The following is a 22960-nucleotide window of genomic DNA, read 5'->3' as shown; positions in this document are numbered from 1 at the left end:
TTGAGCAGTTTTTATAAAAACTTACACTGAAAAAATTTGGAGCGGGAAACGAGACTCGAACTCGCGACCCCAACCTTGGCAAGGTTGTGCTCTACCAACTGAGCTATTCCCGCGTATTGAGCAGTTTTTATAAAAACTTACACTGAAAAAATTTGGAGCGGGAAACGAGACTCGAACTCGCGACCCCAACCTTGGCAAGGTTGTGCTCTACCAACTGAGCTATTCCCGCATAGCGCTGTATGATACAGCATGCAAGTTCAGGGTCAATAGCTTTATGAAAAAGCTGAGTTTAATTGCATAAAATAAAGCCAGTTTTAGACTGTGCTTTGAGCTTTTTTTAACTTTTACTCGCGAAACGTTGTGCCTCATGCTAGTGAAAAGAGTTTTACGCATTCAACATCTCGAAGGAACAGGTATACTCTGAACGAATCATTATTTTTGGAGACAGGTATGAGCTTGGAGCAGCAATTGATTGAACGCTTACAACAGCTTTCCCCATCACATTTGGAAGTCGTGAATGAATCTTCTGGTCATGGCGGCTATTTTCCGGGTAAAGAGTCACATTTTAAAGTGATCGTGGTGAGTGATATTTTTGCAGGATTACGTTTAGTTCAGCGCCATCAAAAAATATATGCAGTAGCAGGAGATTTACTTAGTCCAGGTAAAATTCATGCTTTGGCTATTCATGCCTTTTTACCCGAAGAATGGCAAGGGCAAGACACTTCTAGTCCGAATTGCGCACATGCCCCGAAAAGCTAAGCAGAGATTCAGTCATGGAAACACAATTATTGATTAAGATCGTACATATGAGTGCGGTAAGCTTGGCATGTATAGTAATTTTGGCACGTGCCATGACGTTATTTAAAGGCGTCCAAGGCAATCAGCCCAATCCGGCAGGTCGAACAGCTTTTGTAGCCCTTCAGCACTTAAGTATGTTGGTGATTGTACTGACGGGGATTGCACTTTTGGTCATGAAAAACTTTGATGTGCAAACATGGTTTTATGCCAAAGTGGTTTTATTTTTAGTGATGTTGTCCTCTTTGTCGAAAGCTTATAAAAAAGAAGACAGCATTTTACTTGCGCAACGCCGAGCGGGATTATTCTTGGCCGTGGTAGCGATGATTTCCATTTTAGGTTTAGTCATGATTAAACCAAACTTTGGCTAATTGTTAGACATAATCATCGGCACAGCGATTGTTCTGCGCTACACTGCTATCTATAGCGGAAAAATAACAAGAGGGAGGGGATTTCATGCATACACGTGTGGTATTTAATCAAAAAGGTGGTGTTGGAAAGTCCAGTATTGCAGTGAATTTGGCGGCAATTAGTGCACATCAAGGCTTAAAAACCTTACTGATTGATCTCGATCCGCAAGCGAACTCGAGTCAGTATGTGCTGGGCGATGACGCAACGTACTCGGCAGACAAGCCAGCTTTAGAACCTAATATTGAAAACTATTTTGAAGAAGTTTTGGGTGCTACACAAAATAAAAGCTTGCTCGGTAATGCGATTGGTTCAATTCTCAAAGGACGTGCTAAAGGCTTAGAAAGTTATGTGCATCAATCCCCTTTTAAAAATTTGGATGTGATTCCAGCCAGCCCAAGCCTCGGGGCATTGGCTTATGCTTTAGAGTCAAAACATAAAATTTATAAACTGCGCGATGCATTACAACAGCTTGCTGGAAAATATGATCGTGTTTATATCGATACACCACCAGCCTTTAACTTCTTTACTTTGTCGGCATTGATCGCAGCCAATAAAGTCCTGATTCCGTTTGATTGTGATGTCTTTTCTAAACGCGCACTGCAAACTTTGATCGAAAATGTGCTCGAAACCCAAGATGATCATAATGATCATTTGGAAATTGAAGGCATTGTGGTGAATCAGTTCCAAGCGCAGGCCAAACTTCCGCGTGAAGTGGTGCAACAGCTGAAGGATGAAGGTCTTCCAGTACTAGAAAGTATGTTACCCCCATCGGTGTTGATGAAAGAATCGCACCACAAAAATTTACCGTTAATTCATTTGGCACACGATCATAAATTGACGCAGGCCTATCAATCATTGTTCAATGAGATTGAGAATAATAAATTGCGAGATTCAGCATGAAAAAGATCACAATTGCTTTTTTAGTGGGCAGTACGCTGTTATTGAGCGCCTGTGCTACAACTGTTAAACCGACTTATGTCTCTCCAACACAGTATCAAGCTTTGAACTGCCAACAGTTACAAGCGGAGTATAATCGGATTCAACAACATTTAGATGAAGGTGTACCTACTGCGAAACGCACTGGTATGGGAGTCGATGTAGGGCTGGGTGGTGGTTGGAGTCATGGTGGCGGTTGGGGCTTTGGTCCAAGCGTTTCACTGAATATGGGACAATCATCGAACACCAAAAGAACTGAAATTTCACGACTTTTGGGTCAGCAAGAGGCGATTGTACAGGCTGCAAAATTCAAAGGCTGTGCGATTACCGTGCAAAATAAGACGAGTTAATGCTGAATTTATTCATTCTGCTGAAGGGGTCAACCTTTCAGCAGGCATTAAAATATTAGCAAAATGTTTCTAAAATATTTTATATAAAACAAAATATTATAGTTTTATAATGCACTTTTCTACCTCATGGGTTCTGTATTTTTTTCGGCTTTGACTTGAGGAAACCGTTCTTTTTCGGCTAAATTGCGCATCTTTAATGCTGTTGTTGGATGTCTATGATTGAGAGTTGGCTGTTTGTATTGGCAATGATTGCTGTCTTGATGATTCCGGGACCAACCAATGCTTTACTTGCAAGCTCTGCACATCAGCAAGGTCTGGCGAAGACCAGTTTACTTGTACCAGCAGAACTGTTTGGGTATTTCTATGCCATCAATTTATGGGCACTCCTGATTCATCTCAGCACACCGACTTGGCCCTATCTGATAGATCTTTTACATGCACTGAGTGCAGTCTATGTGTTTTGGCTGGCTTTTCATTTATGGAAAAGCTCGCACTTAGAAAAACATAATCAACGTTTTACCTCGATTCGACCTAAGCAATTGTTTTTTTCGACTTTGAAAAATCCGAAAGCGGTCTTGTTCGCTGCAGGTATTTTTCCCTATGAAGCTTGGGATAATCCTACCAATTTCTTTTTGGTGTTTGCGGTGTTTAGTCTGGTGTTACTGCCAACGGCACTGTTCTGGATGTCTTTTGGCCGTGCCATTTTATCGGGCGAGTCGAAACAAATAAAAGCCGATCTCTTATATAAAGGATCGGCCATGTTGTTGGTGGTGTGTATGTTTCCTGTGATTCTACGTTTTTTTGCTTAAGCTTCTGTGGTTGATTTTTTCTTTAATTTTGCACGAATAAAACCAATAATCCCCGGCAAGACACTAATAATAATAATGCCGAAAATCAGATGTGTGAAATTGTCTTTGACGACAGGCACATTACCAAAAATATAGCCTAAAGTAATGAATGAACCAATCCAGCAGAATGCTCCAATCAGGTTATAAGACAGGAAAAATTTGTAGTCCATTTTTCCTGCACCTGCTACAAAAGGTGCAAAGGTACGTGCAAAAGGAATAAAACGCGCAAAAATAATAGTTTTACCACCATGTTTTTCAAAGAATTTTTGTGTATTAATCAGGTGTTTTTTATTGATGAAGCGTGACTCAATTTCAAAAACACGCGGTCCAATATAACGACCAATGTGATAATTCAGGGTATCACCCAGTACGGCTGCGACAAAAAGTAAAACACCAAGGAGCCACGGATTCATTGCACCTGTGGATGCTGCTAAGGCACCTGCAGCAAACAATAAGCTGTCGCCGGGTAGAAACGGCATGACCACCAAGCCTGTTTCCACAAAGATGATGAGAAACAAAATTGCATAAATCCAAACCCCATAGTTGGTGATAAACTCAAGCAGATGGTCATCGACATGTAATATAAAATCAATCAGTTCCATGGGGCACAAATAAGCAAAAGAGTGCGGAAATCCTAGCAGTCTCATTGTCAGAAGTCAGTATTAAAACGTAAATAAATTTAGCCATCAATGTTCTTATTTTGAAACGATGCATAATGTAAATGCATATTTATTCTAAAAATAGAGATTATTAAGATAGCTACAACTTCAAATAAAACGTATTTAAAGGTGTAAAAATGTTTAATCCAAATGTTGTGGTCAAAAATATTGTCAATCAACCTAATACCGATGCAGTTTTAGCTTTAATTGCACGCGTACTGATGGCTTATATTTTCCTTGTCGCAGGTTGGGGGAAAATTACAGCTTATAGTGCAACTGTAGGGTATATGGAGTCTATGGGTGTTCCTGGAGCGCTATTACCATTAACTATTTTGGTTGAGTTTGGAGGTGGTTTAGCGTTGCTGTTTGGACTCCAAGCGCGTTTTGCTGCGTTTGGTTTGGGTCTATTTAGTGTGATTACCGCGTTTATCTTTCATGATGGCACACAAGACAGTATTAACTTTATGAAAAACTTTGCCATGGCAGGAGGTTTGTTTTTTCTGATGCTGCATGGTGCAGGAAAAATGAGCCTAGATCATCTGATGGAAAAATAATTCAAAATGAAAAGCAGCATTCACCATGCTGCTTTTCAAATTCGAAGATTTACAAAAAAGTACGGTGTAGACTTTCATTTTTTGTTTTGATGAATAGCAATAAGACATGAGGAAAAATAATATGAAAAATCTTCTAAAAATTGCGCTTTGTGTGAGCAGTTTAAGTCTAGCCGTAGGCGCATGGGCAAATGATGACCATATCATTTTACAAGAAGCAGCAAAGAATCATGTCACTGTTGCAGCCATTGCAAAGCTCAAAGATGAAACGGCGGTCACCTTAAAAGGCACGCTGCTGAAACATCTCAATGAAGACCACTACGAGTTCAGCGATGGTACAGGGGTTATTTTGCTGGATATTGATGACGATCTATGGAAAGCATCTAATATTAAAGCAGGCGATAAAGTGCAGGTTGTAGGTGAGGTGGATACACATCGTTATAAACCGACGGATATTGAAGTCGTTAAAATAGAAAAAGTTTTGAAATAAACAACAGGCACGCGAAAGCGTGCTTTTTGATATAAAAACCATTAGGTTTTAAGCATTGTATAAAGCTTGTCCGAATTATGTGCGTTATGCGCGGAAAAATGCTAGAATACGGCGCTTATATTCGTTTGCCTTTCATAGTTGTTTGTCATGACTACCAATACTCAAATTACTGAAGATCGTATCCTTATTTTGGATTTCGGTTCTCAATATAGCCAGCTTATTGCACGCCGCGTACGTGAAGCTGGCGTATATTCTGAAATGTATGCCTATGACATGTCTGAAGAAGACATTCGTGCATTTAATCCAAACGGTATCATCTTATCAGGTGGTCCTGAGAGCGTACACGAAGAAGGCAGCCCACGTGCGCCAGAAGTTGTGTTCAACTTAGGTGTACCCGTTTTGGGTATTTGCTATGGCTTACAAACCATGTCTGCACAGCTTGGCGGTAAAGTTGAGCCGGGTACTGTGCATGAGTTTGGTTATGCCGAAGTCAACATCCAAGTCCGTGACAAGTTGATTGGTGATCTTGAAGACACCAAAGACCAACTTAAAGTTTGGATGAGCCATGGCGATAAAGTGACTGCGATTCCTGAAGGTTTCCAAATCACTGCAAGCACACCAAGCTGTCCAGTGGCGATGGTTTCTGATGAAACACGTCGTTTCTATGGTATTCAGTTCCACCCAGAAGTGACGCACACTGCAAAAGGTGCAGAGTTATTATCGAACTTTGTACATAGCATTTGTGGCTGTCGTAGCCTGTGGAACTCTGAAAACATCATCGACCTACGTGTTGAACAATTACGTGAGCAAATTGGTGATCAAAAAGTTCTTTTAGGTCTGTCTGGTGGTGTGGATTCATCCGTTGTTGCGGCGCTTTTACACCGTGCGATTGGCGATCAATTAACTTGCGTATTTGTAGACAACGGTCTGCTTCGTTTGAACGAAGGCGAGCAAGTGATGGACATGTTTGCGAAAAACATGGGTATCCGTGTGATTCGTGCCGATGCTGAAAATCGTTTCTTGACTGCACTTGCTGGTGAAGTTGATCCTGAGAAAAAACGTAAAATTATCGGTCGTGAGTTCATTGAAGTTTTTGCTGAAGAAGCGCGTAAACTGGATGGCGTAAACTTCCTTGCTCAAGGGACGATTTACCCAGACGTGATCGAATCTGCTGCAACCAAAAATGGTAAAGCGCATGTGATTAAATCTCATCACAATGTGGGCGGTTTACCAGATGACTTAGCGTTTGAATTGGTTGAGCCAATCCGTGATTTGTTTAAAGATGAAGTGCGTCGTTTAGGCACAACTTTAGGTTTACCGTTTGAAATGCTATATCGTCATCCATTCCCAGGTCCAGGTTTGGGCGTGCGTATTTTGGGTGAAGTGAAGAAAGAATATGCAGACATTTTACGTCTTGCAGATGATATCTTCATGCAAGAGCTTCGTGCCAGCGGTTGGTATGATAAAACTGCGCAAGCCTTTGCTGTATTCCAACCGGTGAAATCTGTTGGCGTCGTAGGTGATGGTCGTCGTTATGCATGGGTGATTGCGCTTCGTGCTGTTGAAACGGTTGATTTCATGACAGCGCGTTTCGCACATCTTCCTTATGATCTTGTAGATAAAATCTCTACACGCATCATGAACGAAATCAAAGATGTTTCTCGTGTTGTGTATGACGTGTCGTCTAAGCCACCAGCAACGATTGAATGGGAGTAAAATCGGGGTTTTAAAATGCGACGCATTTTACCGATTTTACGCCAAAGGCTACGCCTGCGGCAGTGAGGGCTTTCAAGAAGCGAAGCTTCTTGCCTAAATTACGCCAAGCGCTTTGCACGCGGCAGTGAATGAGAAATTACTCTTTGAAAAGGACGCTTAGGCGTCCTTTTTTATATAACGAGGTAGGGAGAGAGGGATGAATTTTTATCATTGGTTAATACAGAATAAGAATCTTTCAAAGGCTACGGCTTTAAAATATGATTTAGTTATAAAAAATAGAATTAATGAGTGGTTACCTAGTTATGAGTTACCTCAAAACAGCATTGAGTTTGAAGCATTAAAGCAGACAATTTTTACTTTAGATATCTATCAAGATAGAAACCGAGTGGGGAATAATATGTATTCTTCTGCATTGAAGCATTATGGTGACTTCTTAAAAGAAATTGATGTTAATGATGAGTCAATATTCACAGAAAAACAAATATTTACAACAGATGCTGAGCGTTTAGTTAAAGTCAGACTGATTCAAAATAAGTTCAGGAAAAAGCTTTTTGATTTTTATCCCTATTGTGCAGTCACAGGCTTTAGTCATAGTAGATTGTTAATTGCATCCCATATTAAGCCTTGGGCAAAGTGTGATGGAAATGAAAAAGTAGATGTTTATAATGGATTCTTATTGTCCCCTAATTTTGATCGTCTATTTGATCAAGGGTTTATTACTTTTCTTGACACGGGGATAATTCAACTTTCGAAAAAGCTCAATGAGTTTGATAAAGAGTTCTTTTCTATTCCAACACATTTAAAATTGCACTTGGATGTAAAACATCTTCCTTATCTACACTATCATCAGAATGAAATTTATATGGGATAGGCATGAAAATTGAGAAATCTGTATATTTCATTTATCAAAAGTGCTTACACAATAATATTTTTCTTATTTTCAGTTGGTCGTAATCTTGAAAAAAATAAAGATGTAACAACATTTTTACATCCACTCATTGCCTTGTAGTTAAGTTTTGAAAACACAAGATATTGTCCCAAGTTTAAGAATCAGCATTCTATTTTTAGGGATGTGCAGTTGGGAATCTGCTTGTTATGATCTAGGACATATGGATCTGTAATGAGTAAGCACATGACGAATAATAACTATACTGAACTTTCACATTCGGATGACTGTGAAAAATACGTAAATCAATTCATTCAAGAGTTTCCACTGAGAAGTGCGGAAATAGGCCAAGGGACGGTCATCAAGCGTGCACTACCAAGTCGCCATAAACGAATGATTGGCGCATGGTGTTTCTTAGATCACGCAGGTCCTGTAACTTTCCCACAAGGGGACGGTTTAGATGTTGGCCCACATCCACATATTGGTTTGCAAACTTTTACATGGATGATCGAAGGCACCATGATGCATACCGACAGTTTGGGCAGCAAACAACTGATTCGTCCAAAACAGGTCAACCTCATGACGGCAGGACATGGGATTTCCCATACGGAAGTCGCACCAGATACAGAAACCAAAATGCATGCGGCACAGTTGTGGATTGCATTGCCCGATGCACAAATTGCTGTTGAACCCCGTTTTGAGCATTATCCAGAGCTGCCTGTGGTGGAAAAAGATGGGGTAGCATTTACCGTTTTGGTCGGAGAGTTTTTAAATACCACCTCACCTGTGAGTGTTTATACCGAGCTGTTAGGGGTGGACTTAAGCGCAGCAGAAAGTACCAAAACCCGTTTAACACTCAATCCAAACTTTGAATATGGATTTATGGCTTTAGAAGGAACGGCTACGGTCAATGGGCACGAACTGACTGAAGACAATATGGTGGTGCTCGAGCAGGGTGTAAGCGCGATTGAAATTGAAATTCATGCGGGTAGTCGCTTGTTACTGTTAGGTGGTGAGCCGTTTGAAAGTCCAATTCTACTGTGGTGGAATTTTGTTGGACGTACTCAAGAAGAATTGAAAATTGCACGTGATCAGTGGATTGCACAAGATGAACGTTTTGGTTCAATTCCTGACTATGAAGGCCCGCGTTTAGAAGCACCAGCATTTCCAGACCAAATGCGCGCTTCAAAATAAAGGGAATACTGCGAAAAATCGTTCATCAATAAAATAGGTGGACAGTCTCATTACTTGAAACCTATTCAAAAAAGATAAATGAAAAATAGGATAATAAAAAAATGGCAATCATTGCGAATGCAGAAGTGAAAACATGCGTCGAAGCATGGTCTGGTGAAGTAGGTAGTGGGCGACATCAATTCATTACCGATAAACCAGCGTCTTTTGGCGGTCAGGACAAAGGCCCTGCACCTTATGACTTTATTTGTACAGGCTTGATTTCCTGTACCATGATTACCCTACGGATGTATGCGCAGCATAAAGGGATCGAGTGGGGCTCTTTTAGCGTCGAAGCAGACTTTAATGCCAATAAAGAAGGTCGAGAATGGATTAGTCGTCGTTTGTCGTTTGAGCAAACATTGACAGAAGAAGCACGCCAAAAAATTTTAGATATCTGTCAAAAAACACCAGTCACTAAAACTTTATTACGTTCTGTTGAGATTGAAACCTCAATCGTTTAAGTCACTGGGCTGTTTTTAGAGGCGGTAAAGGATTTTGTACGACTAGAGATTCATGTATATCTACAGGTGCAAAATCCAAATTTTCGCGTAAAGTGGGTGCTAGATTTCAATTAAAACAAAAGGCAAAACAATGATCACTCTGCACCATTTGGAACATTCACGTTCTTTACGCATTTTATGGGCTTTGGAAGAGTTAGGGTTGGAGTACGAGGTGAAGTTTTATAAACGGCTACCGACCTATGCTGCGCCACCTGAGTTAAAAGACATTCATCCCTTAGGCAAAGCCCCCGTTTTGACTGATGGTGATTTAGTGATTGCAGAATCTGCGGTGATTTTAGAATATCTGCAAGCCACTTATGATACGGCGCATAAGTTTAAACCGCAAAATCCAAAGGACTTAATGCAATATAATTACTGGATGCATTATGCCGAAGGGTCGTTGATGCCCTATTTGGTCATGACCTTGGTGATGACCAATGTACCGAAACATGTTCCCTTTCTAATTAAGCCGATTGCCAATAAAATTTGTGATGGGGTGAAAGGCGGTTTTATTAATCCACGCTTGAAAGAGCACAGTGCATATTTGGAACATTATTTATCTCAACATGAATATTTTGCAGGTGATTTTTCCTTTGCCGATATTCAAATGAGCTTTCCTGTGGTGGCGATGCAAGAGCGAGTCAAAGCCCATAATCCTCAAATGGTTGCTTATGCACAGCGTATTCAGCAACGCCCAGCCTTTAAAAAAGCCAAAGAACTTAGTGGATTCTAGTGGATGGTGATGGTTTGAACCTGATTTTTTTGCCCGGTGCATCGGGCAATACGGCATTTTGGCAACCTGTTATCCAGTGTCTTCCACAGGATGATTCAAGCATGGTCGTCGCTTATCCGAGCTTTGGTGGCTATCCTGATGATGTGAATGTGCAGAGTTTTGAGAGCTTACAAGATGATGTATTGAATCAAATCAAACAGCCTTCTGTGGTCATTGCACAATCCATGGGTGGCATTTTTGCAGTGCAAGCTGCCCTACAAAAACCTGAGCAGGTGCAGGCCTTGGTGCTTGTGGCAACCTCAGGCGGTATTGATTTAAGTCCTTTTCAGGTGGCGGATTGGAGAGAGGATTATCAACAGACCTTTACGGTTCCCGATTGGTTTGTTCAGCATCAGTCTGATTTAACGGGCAGTCTGGAGCGTATCTGTTGTCCTGTTTTGCTGATTTGGGGTGATGCAGACCCGATTAGTCCTGTTGCGGTGGGGCAGGCCTTACACCGTCAAATACCACATGCTGAATTGCACATCGTGTCACAGGGACAACATGATTTGGCTTATGTGCATGCAGAGCATGTTGCGCAATTGATTCAAAATTTTCTCGTCAAACTCAGAGTATAAAAAAGGATGCCGGGGCATCCTTTTATTTTTTTAGCGTTTGACCACAATTGAGTCAATGCCACTATGTTGTAGGGTTTGTTGTGCAATCACCGCAGCTTCTTGCGAGTCATACGGCCCTGAAATCACGCGATACCATGTTTGGCCACTTTCAACGGTTTTGACTACATCGGCAGAGAGACCATTTAAGATAATTTCTGCACGACGTGCATCGGCACTGTCTGGGTCAGGGTAGCTACGCACTTGCAAAATAAAGCTTGGTGCTTGCGGTGTTGGTGCTGCTTCGGTTAAACCCGGTTCAGCAGGGGTGCTTTCTTCGGCAGCAGGTGCTTCCACTATCACGACTGTGCTTGGATTGTCTTTAGTTTCAGGAATGGCTTGATCTGGAATCGGCGTCACTTGCTGCTGTGGCAGTAAGTCGTAGAAACGGTAGTCTTTATTGGTTTCTTCTTGATAATGTTCCGAGGTGATTTGACCTTTCGGCTTCACTGGCGCCCAAGGCTTCCACAGTAACAGTGCCACAGCAAAACAGAGCACGATTAAAATGACCACAAGTGTACCGAGCCAAGCTGGAATCAGTGGCTTTTTGGGTTTGTTCGGTCTTTCAGATACACCGCGCTGCGTTTTTCCAAACACGTGGAAACCTCTTTTCTTCTAATCAATATGAAGGACTGGCCCATTCATTTCTTTATTTTAATACTTGGCCTCAAGGGATTAAAAGAGGCGTCATCGTAAAATAAAGAATCGCTTTGCAAAATTCAAGTTTCGCAAAGCGAACAATACATCAGGGGTAATATCGCTACTTCGGGCATAGCCCTTAGTCTTGCGACGATGTGCAAAGCGTTGCTTTGCTATTTACATCGTCTCAGGTGCAGACACACCTAGTAACTCTAAACCATTACGCAAAACTTGTTGTACGTTTATTGAAAGTAATAAACGGGCTTGCGAAAGGGCAATATTCTGTTCGTCGATAATTCTTGTATTATCCAAGTTATACCAACCATGGAATAATGCTGCGAGTTCTTTCAAATAGTTGCCTACTTGGTGTGGTTCATAGCTATTTGCAGCACGAAGCACAATTTCAGGATAGGCTGCAAGTTTGGCAAGAATTTCAGTTTCAGCATCAAGCGTTAATAAGGTCGCATCGTAATCAGCTGCTTTGCTCCGATCAAAAGGAATGCCTTTTTCAGGGGCTTTCACATCGATCATGCGGTTGACACGTGCATGCGCATATTGGATGTAGTACACCGCATTGTCTTTGCTCTGTGAAACCGCAAGGTCTAAGTCAAAGTCAATGTGTTGCTCAGACTTACGCATCACGTAGTAGAAACGCGCGGCATCGTTGCCCACTTCTTTACGTAGGTCACGTAAAGTCACGAACTGACCAGAACGAGATGACATTTGTACCATTTCACCACCACGCCATAGGCTGACGAACTGAACCAATAGAACGGTGAGTTTTTTCGAGTCATAGCCCATTGCATCAATCGCGGCTTTAACCCGTGAAATATAGCCGTGGTGATCTGAACCCCAAATATCAATCAGGTCGGTATAGCCACGTTGTAATTTGTTGAGGTGATAAGCGATGTCAGAAGCAAAGTAAGTGGTTTGTCCATTACGACGCTTCACAACACGGTCTTTTTCATCGCCAAATTCAGTTGATTTGAACCAAATATTGCCGTCTTTTTCGTATAAGAAACCACGTTGTTCTAAAGTGGCTAACGCTTCATCAATTTTATCCGTGAGTGATGCTTCGCTGAACCATTGGTTAAATGTTACGCCAAACTCGCCTAAGTCATCTTTAATGTCATCTAAGATCGCGTTAAGCGCCGCTTGGTGGAATACGCGGTAAGCTTCACCGATTAAGCTTTGTGAATTATGAATTAAACCATCAATGTGCTTTTCTTTGTCGCCTGAAAGGACAACTTTATTACCTTCTGCATCGAGTTCTTCTGCATATTGCACATCTTCAGGGACATCGTTATAGACGTCGGCTACAGGGCGAACGTAGGCATCACCATCAGCATCGATAATACTTTGCGCGATTTCTTTAACATAATCGCCTTGATAGGCATTTTTTGGGAAAACCAGTTCCTGACCTGTTAATTCGAGGTAGCGTAAATAGGTGGATGTTGCAAGGATGTCCATTTGACGGCCTGCATCATTCACATAATATTCACGGTCTACCGTTGCACCTGTTGCTTCAAGCAGGGTTGCAACGGTCATTCCATACGCTGCGCCACGGCCATGACCAACGTGTAAGCTAGACGTTGGGTTGGCAGAAACGAATTCTACTTGGATTTTTTTCGCAGCATTGGCTTGAGTGCGACCAAATTGCTTGCCTTGCGCTTGAATTTGCTCAAGCACAGCAAAACGCTGGTCAGCATTTAAAAAGAAGTTAATAAAGCCAGGGCCTGCGATTTCTGCTTTGCTGATGTCTGCCACTTCAGGCAGTGCAGCAAGAATTTTTTCGGCTAAATCACGTGGCTTCATCCCTGCAGCTTTAGAGGCAATCATCGCGATATTAGACGCGAAGTCACCGTGGCTTCGGTCTTTGGTACGCGTCAAATTGCTGCTGTTGTTCCAGTCTGCTGGAAGGATGCCTTCAGCTTGAAGGTTTTGCACTGCGTGCTCGAGAGCTGCTTGGATTGCCGTGTTCATATTCAGTCGAAAATTTAATGTCGCAGAAAAACGCTAAATATAGCAAATTTCCACGTCTTTAGGTGAATCCATTTTCATAGAATAAAAAATGTTCGAAAACTGCTAACGATTGCGCTGCAATAAACATGAAAAGCGCAGTATGATGAAAATCAAAACGCATACTTTTAAGGATAAAACGTGTCTGAACAGCGACCGATGATCATTGGGAATATTCCCAAGTTACCCGCAAAATATGCCATGTTTATTTTGCCATTTTTTATCTCATTTTTTATGAGTGGTATTATCTCAATGATCAATCTTTGGCGCAATTTGGGTTGGGTAGACAATTTCCTACAGGTTTGGCTGTCCGCATGGATGATGTCTTGGGCGGTGGCTTATCCTGTAGTGCTCATTGTACTGCCGATTGTGCGCCGTTTGACTGGTGTATTTGTCGATATGTCACATTTGAACCCACCCAAATAAGCCCTATTTTAGCTATGTTCACGGCATGAGACAGGTTTGCTAAGTAGTTCTGCATTTTGGTTTTGAAAACGATACAGTTTGCCTGCATGAAAGAGCTTAATCACTTGGGCACTGGCAAGCTGTTGTTGAAAATGACTTAGGGTTTGACGTTGAAATGGATCAAAGGGATTGCCATAGTTTTTGTTGTCGAGTAAAAACTGAATCTGTCCTGCTTCTTTATCATAACCATATAAAATACGTTTGCCGTGCGCATCTTGAAGCTCAAACGCAGGCGGATGACTGCTGATTTTACAATTCAAACGCATTGAGAGCACAAAGCCTTCGGTTGATTTGTTTTGTAGCTGATAAATCCCTTGTTTTTCATTCTCCAGATAGACCCATTGGTTCAACGGTAAATTTGCACTGAGTTGCTCATATTGCTCGATTGTGGCTTTACTGATATCGACAATACCTTTGGAGTCGATTTCAGGCAGTTTTTCGTGATGACCAAATAGTCCTGTAATTTTATTACTCACGGTATTTTGAGCCTTAGAGACAGATTGGCAAGCGGTCAGTTGAGCGGTAACAACGCTTATGAGGCTCAACAAGAGCATTAATTTTTTTATTGTCATTTTTTTGTGGATAGAGAACTACGAAAGGCGCTAGCTTAGCTTGTGTAATAGTGAAGTTCAATTTTTATCCATTTTGAATTTTGCGAAAAGTCTGCTTCAGTCCGTATTTTTAGTTGTATGACTCAGTATTTTTATTTTCAGACTAAATCGCTTTGATAATTGCATCACGCTTATAAATATCAAAAGACGAGCAAATGGCGCTAAGCTAGTACCTGAATTAGATGCATAGATTCTCCCCATAGGTTCATCTAAATCTATGTATAACGAGATAGGTAATGACGACAGAATATTTAAAGACAAAACAACCCTTATACATCCCTTATGCGGGCAATACCTTACTTGAGTTGCCGTTGCTAAATAAAGGATCCGCGTTTACGGAAGAGGAGCGCACTCGCTTCAACTTGCATGGTTTAATTCCGCATGTTGAAGAAAGCATTGAAGAACAAAGTCAGCGTTCTTATCAACAGTACTGTGCTTTTAATGATGCGATTAATAAACACATTTACTTGCGTAACATTCAAGACACCAACGAAACATTGTTTTATCACCTCATTGAAAACCATTTAAGTGAGATGATGCCGATCATCTATACTCCAACGGTGGGTGAAGCTTGTCAGCGTTTCTCGGATATTTATCGTCGCCATCGTGGCACATTTATTTCTTATCCAGACCGTGCGCATATTGATGACATCTTGCATAACATCAACAAGAAAAATGTCAAAGTTATTGTGATTACTGACGGCGAGCGTATTTTAGGCTTGGGCGATCAGGGTATTGGCGGGATAGGTATTCCGATTGGAAAATTGTCGCTATATACCGCTTGTGGTGGTATTAGCCCAGCCTACACCTTACCAATTACTCTCGATGTTGGCACCAATAATCAGCAGTTACTCAATGACCCGATTTATATGGGTTGGAATCAACCACGCATCAGTGGTGATGAGTACTATGCTTTTGTCGATGAAGTGATTGCGGCGATCAAGCGCCGTTGGCCGAAAGCCTTAATTCAATTTGAAGACTTCGCGCAAAATAATGCCATGCCTTTATTGAATAAGTACCGTGATGAAATCTGTTGTTTTAATGATGATATTCAAGGTACAGCAGCCGTTTCTGTGGGCAGTTTGATTGCTGCATCACGTGCGGCAGGTAAACAGCTCAAAGATCAAACTGTTGCCTTCTTAGGTGCGGGTTCAGCAGGCTGTGGTATTGCTGAGCAAATTGTTGCGCAGATGAAAGTTGAAGGTTTAACTGATGCTGAAGCGCGTGCACGCGTATATATGGTCGATCGTTTTGGTTTAATCACTGAAAATCAGCCTAACTTACTTGATTTCCAACGTAAATTGGCACAAAAGCCAGACGTGATTGCGCAATGGGGCAATGCCGAAGAGGTGATTTCACTGCTCGATGTTGTGAAAAATGCCAAACCTACCGTGTTGATTGGGGTGTCGGGTCAGCCAGGCTTATTCACTGAAGAAGTAATTCGTACTTTGGCTTCGAACTGTGAGCGTCCGATTGTGCTGCCCCTATCGAATCCAACGTCGCGTGTCGAAGCTGTACCAGCAGATATTATTCACTGGACGGATGGCAAGGCTTTGATTGCGACAGGCAGTCCTTTTGCTCCAGTCAACTATCAAGGCAAAATTTATAATATTTCGCAGTGCAATAACTCGTATATCTTCCCAGGCATTGGGTTGGGCGTGATTGCAGCCAATGCAACTCGTGTGACTGACTCTATGCTGATTGCATCGAGTAATGCTTTGGCAGATTGCTCACCGATGTTGGTTAATCCTGAAGCAGACTTGTTGCCTGAAATTGATGAAATTCAGAAAGTCTCTCAGTTAATTGCCTTTAAAGTCGCGAAAGCAGCAATGGATGCAGGTGTAGCCCCGATTGTTAGTGATGAGCAATTGCAACATGCAATTGAAAAGAACTTCTGGAAGCCAGAGTACCGTCACTATAAACGTGTCGCCTTCTAAAGTTGAAATGAGATCGAACAAAAAGGAGCAGATTGCTCCTTTTTGTTTTGAGAGCTATGTCTTCATTAACATTATTTTACTAGATTAAAAAAAAGACATTTTGTACACTCCGCGCACAAGTATAAAAACCAATAACTTAACAATGATCATGTTCAATTCTATTTATAAAATGCTGGAATCCTTTGGATTTGGTTCGCAAAAACGTGCTGTGCATATTCATTTTTCTAATCCAGCTTTGAATACACAGGTGTTTATTCAACGCATTGAGGGTGAACATCGCATTAATCAGGGCCTAAAAGCTGAAATTCTATGTCTATCGACCAATGCTTATTTGCCTTTAAAACAGTTCATTGGTGGGCGAGTCGCGGTTGATCAGGTCACAGATGTGGGACAGCTTTCTCGTCTGACGGGCGTGATTACCAGTGCCAGTCAGGGGCAAAATGATGGCGCGCTAACTGTTTATAAACTGACGATTGAAGATGCAACTGCGCTGTGGCATAAGCGCAGAAACAGTCGTGTGTTTATGAGTAAAAGTGTTCGTGAAATCACTGAAACTCTGTTTAGCGAATGGCAAAGTCACAGTGCATTATTTGCAGCCAGCTTAAGCCTGAACTTAGACGGTTTGAGTCGTGATTATGATGTACGTCCCTTTGTCATGCAGTCCAATGAAACCGACGCTGAGTTTCTCACTCGACTATGGCGGAGTGAAGGGATTAATTGGTTGATCGATGAACAAGCTCTGGTGGTGCTCAGTTCGTCCGAGCCGATTCAGGCACAGCAACTTCGGTTGATTGATGATAATCAAGCTTTTAGAGCGCTGGGCCGCCGAAAGATTCGTTTCCACCGCAGCCATGCCACCGAGCCTTTTGATAGTATCACCAGTTTTATTGCTGAACGTTACTTACAGTCCACCACGGTACAGACGCAGCGTTGGCAAGCGCAACATTTAGCTCAAGATCAGAGTCAGCCTGTATCGAGTGCGCATCAGCACAGTGATCAACAAGACAATGAAAGTTTGGGTCTGGAACAAGTTTGGTGTGTCAGTCCGGCATGGGAAGGTGATTTACAGGGTGAGGATCAGGCCACACCTGCCAATAGCAGTCAACTAGATCGTCTCAACCAACAACTGAACCAATATCACGAGCTTCAGGCCAAATATTTCATGGCAAAAAGTAGCGTTCGAGATGCGCAAATCGGCTATTGGTTTGAAATGGTGGATCATCCTGAAATAGACCAGCATGTGTCCGCAGAGCGTGAATTTCTCATTTTAGGTAAAGTCTTTTATAACCAAAATAATTTACCCAAAGAGTTATTGCAGCAAATCAATCTGTTACTAAAAGGAAGTTGCTGGCAAGGTCTGAGTGAGGAACGACAGGCCAATGAGCTCTTTGTCGTACGCCGTGAGGTCAAAATTGTTCCTGAATATCAAGCGTGGATCCATCGTCCAGTAGCCTATCCTTTACGGGCCAAAGTCGTCGGGCCTGAAGGGGAAGAAATTTATGTGGATGCCTGGGGACGGATTAAAGTTCGCTTCATGTTTACGCGTAGTGATGACCATGCTCATGATGGTGGTGCGGGTGCAAATGATAATGACACGGACTCGGCTTGGGTCGATGTATTGACCCCATGGGCAGGCGAGGGATATGGCGCACGTTTTCATCCGCGTGTCGGAGAAATTGTGGTCATCGACTTTTTTGAGGGGGATGTCGATCGACCCTTTGTCGTAGGGCGAATTCATGAAGCCGAGCGTCACCAAACCATGTTTGATGTGAAAGGGGCATTGCCTGCGACGAAAAAGCTCAGCGGAATCCGTTCACAAGAGGTTGCAGGGCAAGGCTTTAACCAACTGCGTTTTGATGATACGACTGGACAAATTAGTGTGCAGCTCCACAGTAGTCATGGAGCGAGTCAGCTCAACCTTGGTAACCTGAGTCATCCAAAAGAAACTGAAAACAGTGATGGGCGTGGTGAGGGGTTTGAGCTAAGAACGGATCAATGGGGAGCAATGCGTGCAGGAAAGGGTCTCTTAATTAGTACCTATGCTCAGGATCAAGCGGTCGCAGATCATTTGGCTGCATCAGAAGCTCAGTCCATCTTGCAGCAAGGTCATGACAGTATGCACATGCTGAGTACTTTGGCTGTCAAACAACAGACTGATGCACTGAATGTCGTCAATCGTCTGCCTAAGTTGATTCAATCTTTAGAGTTAAAAGGAGCCAATCAAGCACTCCAAGCAACTGTTGGTTTATTTAAAACGGCAGTTAGTCAAGATCCGATTTCGGCACTAAAAAGCTGTGGTGGCTTCATTGAGGATATTCAAAAATTTGGTCAAGACACAGACAATTTGATCAATGAATTTAAAGACTTCTTTCAAGACGCGAATAACTCAATTGAAAACTTAAAAGCCTTTATTGATAATCTCGAAGAACACGGCTCAGATGCTTTGAAAAGTCAGTTGCAAAGTGTCAAAGAAAAATTGAATGCGGATCCCTTCTCCGCTTTAAAAGATGTTGGCAAAGTGATTGCTAATGTCGAGATGAATGACTTTGATTTGACCAGTGTTTGCGGAAGCTTTAATAAAGGCAGCAAACTGAATGTTAATCCCATGCAGGCATTGGGCTCCATGCAAGGCTTTATGGAGACATATGCTCAAGAGGCAGAGCAAACGCAGGATACTCAGAATCAAGCTCAAGCGAAGATTTTTCGTCAGGCTTTAATGTTGCTGGCTTCTCCCAATGGTATTGCCCTCACGACGCCTGAAGATATTGTTTTACAAGCTACTCAAGACATCGCTGAAAGCGCACAAGGCTCCATTAATTTAAGTGCTCAGAAGAATATTATTGCTCATGCACTGGATAAGGTGAGCTTATTTTCTGCACAAAAAGGGTTAAAGGCATTTGCTGCAAAAGGAAAAGTTGAATTACAGGCGCAAGATGATGCGATAGAGGCGATTGCGCGTAAGGTGATTAAGCTCATCTCAACTGAAGATAAAATAGAAATAACCAGTCCAAAAGAAATTGTGCTCACTGCTGGTGGTTCGCAGCTCAAAATCAACGGCGATGGGATTTTTACGACAACAGGTGGAAAGTTTGAAAGTAAGGCGGGTCAGCATCGTTTTGTGGGTGGGGCTACAGTAAATGCTGAATTACCTAATTTACCAAGTATGTTTTATGGAAATTTTCTTGTTAGGGATCAGCAAAATAATCCAGTAAAAGGACAAAAATATAAATTAACCTTACCATCTGGACAACAAATTTTAGGAGCGACAGACGATAATGGTATGACAGTAACTGGATATTCCTCATCAAGTGATGAAAATTTGAATTTGGAAATTATTGAAGAAGTAACCCAAGACATTTGGTTCCAACCACAAACAACGTATGAGTATGAACAGCTTAATCATATAGATTCTCCGCTAATTGATGAAGATAATGGTGAAATAAATGAAGAATAACTTTTTGGTTATTTTCTTGATATCGATAGTGGTTTATGGGTGTAACTCTTCTGATTTATCAGATGGAGGGAGTTTAAATTATAAAATATATGAATCAAAAGAAATAAAATGTGGGAAGAAAAGAGTTAAAATTCTTTCCAGTTGTTATGATTCTGAGGAGGGGCTTGTTGATAGAGGTAGTGGAGGAATCGTTAGACAATGTAGAAGTAGTAAATTGTTAATTGATGAAAAAACCGTAATTAACCTACCAATAATAGATAAAATAAATAATAAAGAAAAAATAATCTTAGAAGAAGGATATTTAAGCCCTATTAGTTTTTCATGTATAGAACATGAAAGAAATAGTTTTGTTCTACTAAATCAAGGTGTTTCAAATAACATCAATGCAATGACTGTTGAAGAGGCTAATGAATTTAGAAAGCCAGTTATTTTAAATTTAAATGGAGTTATTACTTCAAAAAAAGACGCTAAAAAAATTATAGATAATATTAAAAAAATAAAAGTTATATCTGCTAATGCGGTTTATGGGGAAGAATAATGTCTAATATATATGAGATATTGCGTCCAAAAAAAGGCTATGCTTATACAGATGAGCAAATTGTAGATTACTCTTTGATCGGTATTCCTATACCAACCAATAAAAAAATTAAAGGAAATTCTAGAATATATGGTGATATTGAAGAGGCTAACTTTAAGAATATAGTGGCTTTGTTGCACAAAGCTGTTCTTAAGGGCTTCTTCAGCAATATAATTTCCAAATGAAGAAGCCTACACACAAAATCTACCGCACAACCAATTGGCCCGCATATAACCGAGCTCTCATTAATCGTGGGAATATTGCCATTTGGTTCGATCCAAAAACACAATGGTATGCAGAACCTCAAGGCAAACAAGGTCGAAGTCAAACCTACTCCGACATAGCGATTCAATGCTGTTTGATGATCAAATCTCTATTTAGACTTACTTTACGCATGGTCACTGGCTTTGTTCAAAGCTTAATTAAACTTTGTGGATTAGATTGGACAGCACCAGATTACAGTACGCTTTGTAGAAGACAAAAGCATATTGATATTGCAATTAGTTATCAGAAAAACAGTGATGGGCTTCATCTACTCGTAGACTCTACTGGCTTAAAGTTTTTGGGCGAAGGTGAATGGAAACGTAAAAAGCATCAGTCTGAATATCGTCGCCAATGGTGTAAACTTCATATTGGTATAGATGCTAGAACCCTGCAAATACGAGCCGTTCAGCTCACGACCAACAATGTAAGTGATTCACAGGTGCTTGGGGATTTACTCAATCAGATTCCATTGGATGAGCAGATTGACTCCGTATATACCGATGGCGCTTATGACACCAAGCAATGCCGACAGGTCATTGCAGATCGGCAAGCACATGCAGTGATTCCACCTAGAAAAAATGCCAAGCCTTGGAAAGATAAAAAAGTTCATTCGCTAGAGCGAAATGAATTACTTCGCACTGTTAAACGTTTAGGCAGGACACTATGGAAAAAATGGTCGGGCTACCATCAGCGAAGTCTGGTTGAAACCAAGATGCACTGCATCAAATTATTAGGCGATAAACTCAGTGCTAGGAACTTTCAAAGCCAAGTCAACGAGGTACATGCTCGTATAGCCATTTTAAATAGATTTACAGAATTAGGCCGACCTCATACCCAAGTTGTCACTTAAATTTGAGCAACTTAGGAAAGCTCTATCTTTAAGGGCTTTATGCAACAAAGCCACTCCAGTAGCAAAAGAAGCGATTAATAATCAAAAGGTAAAAGAGCCTCCAAAAATTGATAAAAATAAAACGCAATTGAATGGGAATACAAAGGATGTGAAAGTGAAAATATCTGATGGGATGGCTGTTATTTATACATTTCAAGATATGGATTATGGCCCGTTTGAAGAGCCCAAAGATGGATATACTGTTTTCTATGATCATTTAGGTAACAAGATTTTTAGTTTCAAATCAGGAAGTAGAGTGTCTAGTAAAGCTAAAAGTAATGCTGATGGGACGTTCACTGGATTTTATACAATTATTTCTGGTGGCACTAGGACAAGTCAATTGGGGGCAGCATATGGAACTACAAAAATTCGTAGTACAGATACAAGGGCTCGTTGGGTTCATGGAGGAGGCTCTGGCTTAAAAGATCCTTATGCTGAAAAGCAGGGTTGGCGGGTTACAATGGGTTGTACTCGTGCGCAGAATAAGGATGTTGAAAATTTGGCAGAAAAAATCATAAGCTTTCAGCGTCAATATCCTAATATAAAAATTAAATACATTCGCGATAAAAAAGGAACTTACCCTAAATGAGCAAAAATAAAATGAATTATGTCTTTTTTCCTTTTTTAATGACAATTAGTAGTTGTATTTATGCTGATTTCGGATTAATTCAAGATAAGGATGGCTATGTTAATGTTCGTGAATTGGCAGATTTGAGCTCTAAGGTTATATCTAAACAGAAGAATGGAGAAATAGTTTCATGTGTAGATGATATTGTGAATAATTTTTGTTTTATTAACTCATCGTCTGGTGTGAATGGTTATATTTATAATAATAGAATTAATAGATTCGATGGTTATAACAAAATAAAATTAAAAAAATATGATGTTAGAACTGCTTTATATAGGAGTTCTTTATATACAGTTGAGATCTCATCGAAGGATGCAGATTTGAATTCAAAAAATTATTCCAAAAGTTTAAAGGGGAGGGAGTTATATAGTTTGTATAAAGGGAAGGCTTTTTATGGTACGGATGGTGACCTCCCTACTGCAAATTTTCTTCAGTTGAATAGAATAGTAGTTAAAATACAAGAGCAAAAAATTATTATTAATTCAGATCAATTGGAAAACTATTTTTTTCCAAAAGATGGGCTCAGTAGTAAGAATGAACTTGCTGATTTTCAGATTTATGAGAAAAATAATGATTTATACATAATCAACTCATTAAGTAGTGGTGGGGCTGCTCAATATAATATTGCATTACATATTAAAGATGGGAAGTTGGTGAAAAATAAAGTATGGAAGACAGAATTGTAAAAATTAGCTTAACTACAGTAGACTCTTACT

General features: G+C 40.9%; 25 protein-coding genes and 2 tRNA genes. 21 read left to right on the top strand and 6 right to left on the bottom strand.

What is annotated here, in order from left to right:
* Positions 1-37 precede the first annotated feature (37 nt).
* Positions 38-113, bottom strand: a tRNA-Gly gene (locus tag CDG62_RS18685).
* Between the two features lie 40 nt (positions 114-153).
* A tRNA-Gly gene (locus CDG62_RS18680) sits at positions 154-229 on the bottom strand.
* A gap of 221 nt (positions 230-450) precedes the next feature.
* Between CDG62_RS18680 and CDG62_RS18675 the strand changes: the two genes are divergently transcribed.
* From CDG62_RS18675 to CDG62_RS18655, 5 genes are all read left to right on the top strand, one after another.
* A complete protein-coding gene (locus tag CDG62_RS18675; RefSeq protein WP_005401913.1) occupies positions 451-759 on the top strand; it encodes a BolA family protein in 309 nt (102 codons plus the stop codon).
* Between the two features lie 14 nt (positions 760-773).
* Positions 774-1166, top strand: coding sequence for a SirB2 family protein (locus tag CDG62_RS18670; RefSeq protein WP_087528793.1), 393 nt, complete (start codon positions 774-776; stop codon positions 1164-1166).
* Between the two features lie 85 nt (positions 1167-1251).
* Positions 1252-2106 (top strand): ParA family protein, encoded by an 855-nt coding sequence (locus CDG62_RS18665; protein WP_087528794.1) that lies wholly within the window; start codon positions 1252-1254, stop codon positions 2104-2106.
* On the top strand, positions 2103-2492 hold the full coding sequence (locus CDG62_RS18660) for a hypothetical protein (RefSeq protein WP_087528795.1): 390 nt from the start codon (positions 2103-2105) through the stop codon (positions 2490-2492). Before CDG62_RS18665 ends, CDG62_RS18660 begins: the two co-directional genes overlap by 4 nt.
* 215 nt (positions 2493-2707) lie before the next feature.
* Positions 2708-3301, top strand: coding sequence for a LysE family translocator (locus tag CDG62_RS18655; RefSeq protein ID WP_005401909.1), 594 nt, complete (start codon positions 2708-2710; stop codon positions 3299-3301).
* On the opposite strand, the gene CDG62_RS18650 is transcribed toward CDG62_RS18655, so the two are convergent.
* The gene (locus tag CDG62_RS18650) at positions 3298-3942 is read right to left on the bottom strand and encodes a DedA family protein (protein WP_087528796.1); all 645 of its coding nucleotides are present in this window, start codon (positions 3940-3942) and stop codon (positions 3298-3300) included. The genes CDG62_RS18655 and CDG62_RS18650 overlap by 4 nt on opposite strands.
* A 194-nt stretch (positions 3943-4136) precedes the next feature.
* Between CDG62_RS18650 and CDG62_RS18645 the strand changes: the two genes are divergently transcribed.
* The 8 genes from CDG62_RS18645 to CDG62_RS18610 all read left to right on the top strand — a co-directional run bounded on the left by CDG62_RS18645 (position 4137) and on the right by CDG62_RS18610 (position 10725).
* On the top strand, positions 4137-4553 hold the full coding sequence (locus CDG62_RS18645; RefSeq protein WP_087528797.1) for a DoxX family protein: 417 nt from the start codon (positions 4137-4139) through the stop codon (positions 4551-4553).
* A 121-nt stretch (positions 4554-4674) separates the two neighbouring features.
* A complete protein-coding gene (locus tag CDG62_RS18640; RefSeq protein ID WP_087528798.1) occupies positions 4675-5040 on the top strand; it encodes a NirD/YgiW/YdeI family stress tolerance protein in 366 nt (121 codons plus the stop codon).
* Positions 5041-5187: 147 nt separating this feature from the next.
* A complete protein-coding gene (guaA, locus tag CDG62_RS18635) occupies positions 5188-6756 on the top strand; it encodes a glutamine-hydrolyzing GMP synthase (RefSeq protein WP_087528799.1) in 1569 nt (522 codons plus the stop codon).
* A 196-nt stretch (positions 6757-6952) separates the two neighbouring features.
* The gene (locus tag CDG62_RS18630) at positions 6953-7627 is read left to right on the top strand and encodes an HNH endonuclease (protein ID WP_087528800.1); all 675 of its coding nucleotides are present in this window, start codon (positions 6953-6955) and stop codon (positions 7625-7627) included.
* 261 nt (positions 7628-7888) lie between these two features.
* The gene (locus CDG62_RS18625; RefSeq protein ID WP_087528801.1) at positions 7889-8836 is read left to right on the top strand and encodes a pirin family protein; all 948 of its coding nucleotides are present in this window, start codon (positions 7889-7891) and stop codon (positions 8834-8836) included.
* A gap of 101 nt (positions 8837-8937) precedes the next feature.
* Positions 8938-9336 (top strand): OsmC family protein, encoded by a 399-nt coding sequence (locus CDG62_RS18620; protein ID WP_087528802.1) that lies wholly within the window; start codon positions 8938-8940, stop codon positions 9334-9336.
* A 130-nt stretch (positions 9337-9466) separates the two neighbouring features.
* Positions 9467-10108: a glutathione S-transferase family protein gene (locus CDG62_RS18615; protein ID WP_087528803.1), complete on the top strand. Its 642-nt coding sequence runs from the start codon at positions 9467-9469 to the stop codon at positions 10106-10108.
* Between the two features lie 14 nt (positions 10109-10122).
* Positions 10123-10725, top strand: a complete 603-nt coding sequence (locus CDG62_RS18610; RefSeq protein ID WP_087528811.1) for an alpha/beta fold hydrolase — start codon at positions 10123-10125, stop codon at positions 10723-10725.
* Positions 10726-10755: 30 nt separating this feature from the next.
* Here CDG62_RS18610 and CDG62_RS18605 read toward each other — a convergent pair whose 3' ends face one another.
* Positions 10756-11358, bottom strand: coding sequence for an SPOR domain-containing protein (locus CDG62_RS18605; RefSeq protein WP_087528804.1), 603 nt, complete (start codon positions 11356-11358; stop codon positions 10756-10758).
* 219 nt (positions 11359-11577) lie between these two features.
* On the bottom strand, positions 11578-13383 hold the full coding sequence (gene argS / locus CDG62_RS18600) for an arginine--tRNA ligase (RefSeq protein ID WP_087528805.1): 1806 nt from the start codon (positions 13381-13383) through the stop codon (positions 11578-11580).
* 177 nt (positions 13384-13560) lie between these two features.
* Here argS and CDG62_RS18595 point away from each other — a divergent pair, with 177 nt between their 5' ends.
* Positions 13561-13845 (top strand): DUF2798 domain-containing protein, encoded by a 285-nt coding sequence (locus CDG62_RS18595; protein WP_087528806.1) that lies wholly within the window; start codon positions 13561-13563, stop codon positions 13843-13845.
* 8 nt (positions 13846-13853) lie between these two features.
* On the opposite strand, the gene CDG62_RS18590 is transcribed toward CDG62_RS18595, so the two are convergent.
* Positions 13854-14456 carry a hypothetical protein gene (locus CDG62_RS18590; RefSeq protein WP_087528807.1) on the bottom strand — a complete coding sequence of 201 codons (603 nt, stop codon included), beginning with the start codon at positions 14454-14456 and terminating at the stop codon, positions 13854-13856.
* A 275-nt stretch (positions 14457-14731) separates the two neighbouring features.
* Here CDG62_RS18590 and CDG62_RS18585 point away from each other — a divergent pair, with 275 nt between their 5' ends.
* The 7 genes from CDG62_RS18585 to CDG62_RS18555 all read left to right on the top strand — a co-directional run bounded on the left by CDG62_RS18585 (position 14732) and on the right by CDG62_RS18555 (position 22930).
* On the top strand, positions 14732-16432 hold the full coding sequence (locus CDG62_RS18585; protein WP_087528808.1) for an NAD-dependent malic enzyme: 1701 nt from the start codon (positions 14732-14734) through the stop codon (positions 16430-16432).
* 148 nt (positions 16433-16580) lie between these two features.
* Entirely contained in the window at positions 16581-19886 is a 3306-nt protein-coding gene (locus CDG62_RS18580; RefSeq protein WP_087528809.1) for a type VI secretion system Vgr family protein, read from the top strand.
* Complete coding sequence (locus CDG62_RS18575; RefSeq protein ID WP_087528810.1) at positions 19876-20424, top strand: hypothetical protein; 549 nt, start codon at positions 19876-19878, stop codon at positions 20422-20424. Before CDG62_RS18580 ends, CDG62_RS18575 begins: the two co-directional genes overlap by 11 nt.
* Positions 20424-20648, top strand: coding sequence for a hypothetical protein (locus CDG62_RS18570; protein WP_213070685.1), 225 nt, complete (start codon positions 20424-20426; stop codon positions 20646-20648). Before CDG62_RS18575 ends, CDG62_RS18570 begins: the two co-directional genes overlap by 1 nt.
* Entirely contained in the window at positions 20645-21577 is a 933-nt protein-coding gene (locus CDG62_RS18565) for an IS5 family transposase (protein WP_087528927.1), read from the top strand. Before CDG62_RS18570 ends, CDG62_RS18565 begins: the two co-directional genes overlap by 4 nt.
* Complete coding sequence (locus tag CDG62_RS18560) at positions 21567-22205, top strand: hypothetical protein (RefSeq protein ID WP_228254415.1); 639 nt, start codon at positions 21567-21569, stop codon at positions 22203-22205. The genes CDG62_RS18565 and CDG62_RS18560 overlap by 11 nt, the downstream gene beginning before the upstream one ends.
* On the top strand, positions 22202-22930 hold the full coding sequence (locus CDG62_RS18555) for an SH3 domain-containing protein (protein ID WP_087528699.1): 729 nt from the start codon (positions 22202-22204) through the stop codon (positions 22928-22930). The genes CDG62_RS18560 and CDG62_RS18555 overlap by 4 nt, the downstream gene beginning before the upstream one ends.
* Positions 22931-22960 lie beyond the last annotated feature (30 nt).

The sequence above is a fragment of the Acinetobacter sp. WCHA55 genome, assembly GCF_002165305.2.
GTDB lineage: Bacteria > Pseudomonadota > Gammaproteobacteria > Pseudomonadales > Moraxellaceae > Acinetobacter.
Note: the sequence above shows the minus strand (reverse complement) of the source record. Positions and strands in the feature narration are given on the sequence as shown.

What these genes read in the sequence shown, in the direction of transcription:
- CDG62_RS18675 (WP_005401913.1), top strand. Translation starts at nt 451, where the DNA reads ATGAGCTTGGAGCAGCAATTGATTGAACGCTTACAACAGCTTTCCCCA.
- CDG62_RS18670 (WP_087528793.1), top strand. Translation starts at nt 774, where the DNA reads ATGGAAACACAATTATTGATTAAGATCGTACATATGAGTGCGGTAAGC.
- CDG62_RS18665 (WP_087528794.1), top strand. Translation starts at nt 1,252, where the DNA reads ATGCATACACGTGTGGTATTTAATCAAAAAGGTGGTGTTGGAAAGTCC.
- CDG62_RS18660 (WP_087528795.1), top strand. Translation starts at nt 2,103, where the DNA reads ATGAAAAAGATCACAATTGCTTTTTTAGTGGGCAGTACGCTGTTATTG.
- CDG62_RS18655 (WP_005401909.1), top strand. Translation starts at nt 2,708, where the DNA reads ATGATTGAGAGTTGGCTGTTTGTATTGGCAATGATTGCTGTCTTGATG.
- CDG62_RS18650 (WP_087528796.1), bottom strand. Translation starts at nt 3,942, where the DNA reads ATGGAACTGATTGATTTTATATTACATGTCGATGACCATCTGCTTGAG.
- CDG62_RS18645 (WP_087528797.1), top strand. Translation starts at nt 4,137, where the DNA reads ATGTTTAATCCAAATGTTGTGGTCAAAAATATTGTCAATCAACCTAAT.
- CDG62_RS18640 (WP_087528798.1), top strand. Translation starts at nt 4,675, where the DNA reads ATGAAAAATCTTCTAAAAATTGCGCTTTGTGTGAGCAGTTTAAGTCTA.
- guaA (WP_087528799.1), top strand. Translation starts at nt 5,188, where the DNA reads ATGACTACCAATACTCAAATTACTGAAGATCGTATCCTTATTTTGGAT.
- CDG62_RS18630 (WP_087528800.1), top strand. Translation starts at nt 6,953, where the DNA reads ATGAATTTTTATCATTGGTTAATACAGAATAAGAATCTTTCAAAGGCT.
- CDG62_RS18625 (WP_087528801.1), top strand. Translation starts at nt 7,889, where the DNA reads ATGACGAATAATAACTATACTGAACTTTCACATTCGGATGACTGTGAA.
- CDG62_RS18620 (WP_087528802.1), top strand. Translation starts at nt 8,938, where the DNA reads ATGGCAATCATTGCGAATGCAGAAGTGAAAACATGCGTCGAAGCATGG.
- CDG62_RS18615 (WP_087528803.1), top strand. Translation starts at nt 9,467, where the DNA reads ATGATCACTCTGCACCATTTGGAACATTCACGTTCTTTACGCATTTTA.
- argS (WP_087528805.1), bottom strand. Translation starts at nt 13,383, where the DNA reads ATGAACACGGCAATCCAAGCAGCTCTCGAGCACGCAGTGCAAAACCTT.
- CDG62_RS18590 (WP_087528807.1), bottom strand. Translation starts at nt 14,456, where the DNA reads ATGACAATAAAAAAATTAATGCTCTTGTTGAGCCTCATAAGCGTTGTT.
- CDG62_RS18585 (WP_087528808.1), top strand. Translation starts at nt 14,732, where the DNA reads ATGACGACAGAATATTTAAAGACAAAACAACCCTTATACATCCCTTAT.
- CDG62_RS18580 (WP_087528809.1), top strand. Translation starts at nt 16,581, where the DNA reads ATGTTCAATTCTATTTATAAAATGCTGGAATCCTTTGGATTTGGTTCG.
- CDG62_RS18575 (WP_087528810.1), top strand. Translation starts at nt 19,876, where the DNA reads ATGAAGAATAACTTTTTGGTTATTTTCTTGATATCGATAGTGGTTTAT.
- CDG62_RS18570 (WP_213070685.1), top strand. Translation starts at nt 20,424, where the DNA reads ATGTCTAATATATATGAGATATTGCGTCCAAAAAAAGGCTATGCTTAT.
- CDG62_RS18565 (WP_087528927.1), top strand. Translation starts at nt 20,645, where the DNA reads ATGAAGAAGCCTACACACAAAATCTACCGCACAACCAATTGGCCCGCA.
- CDG62_RS18555 (WP_087528699.1), top strand. Translation starts at nt 22,202, where the DNA reads ATGAGCAAAAATAAAATGAATTATGTCTTTTTTCCTTTTTTAATGACA.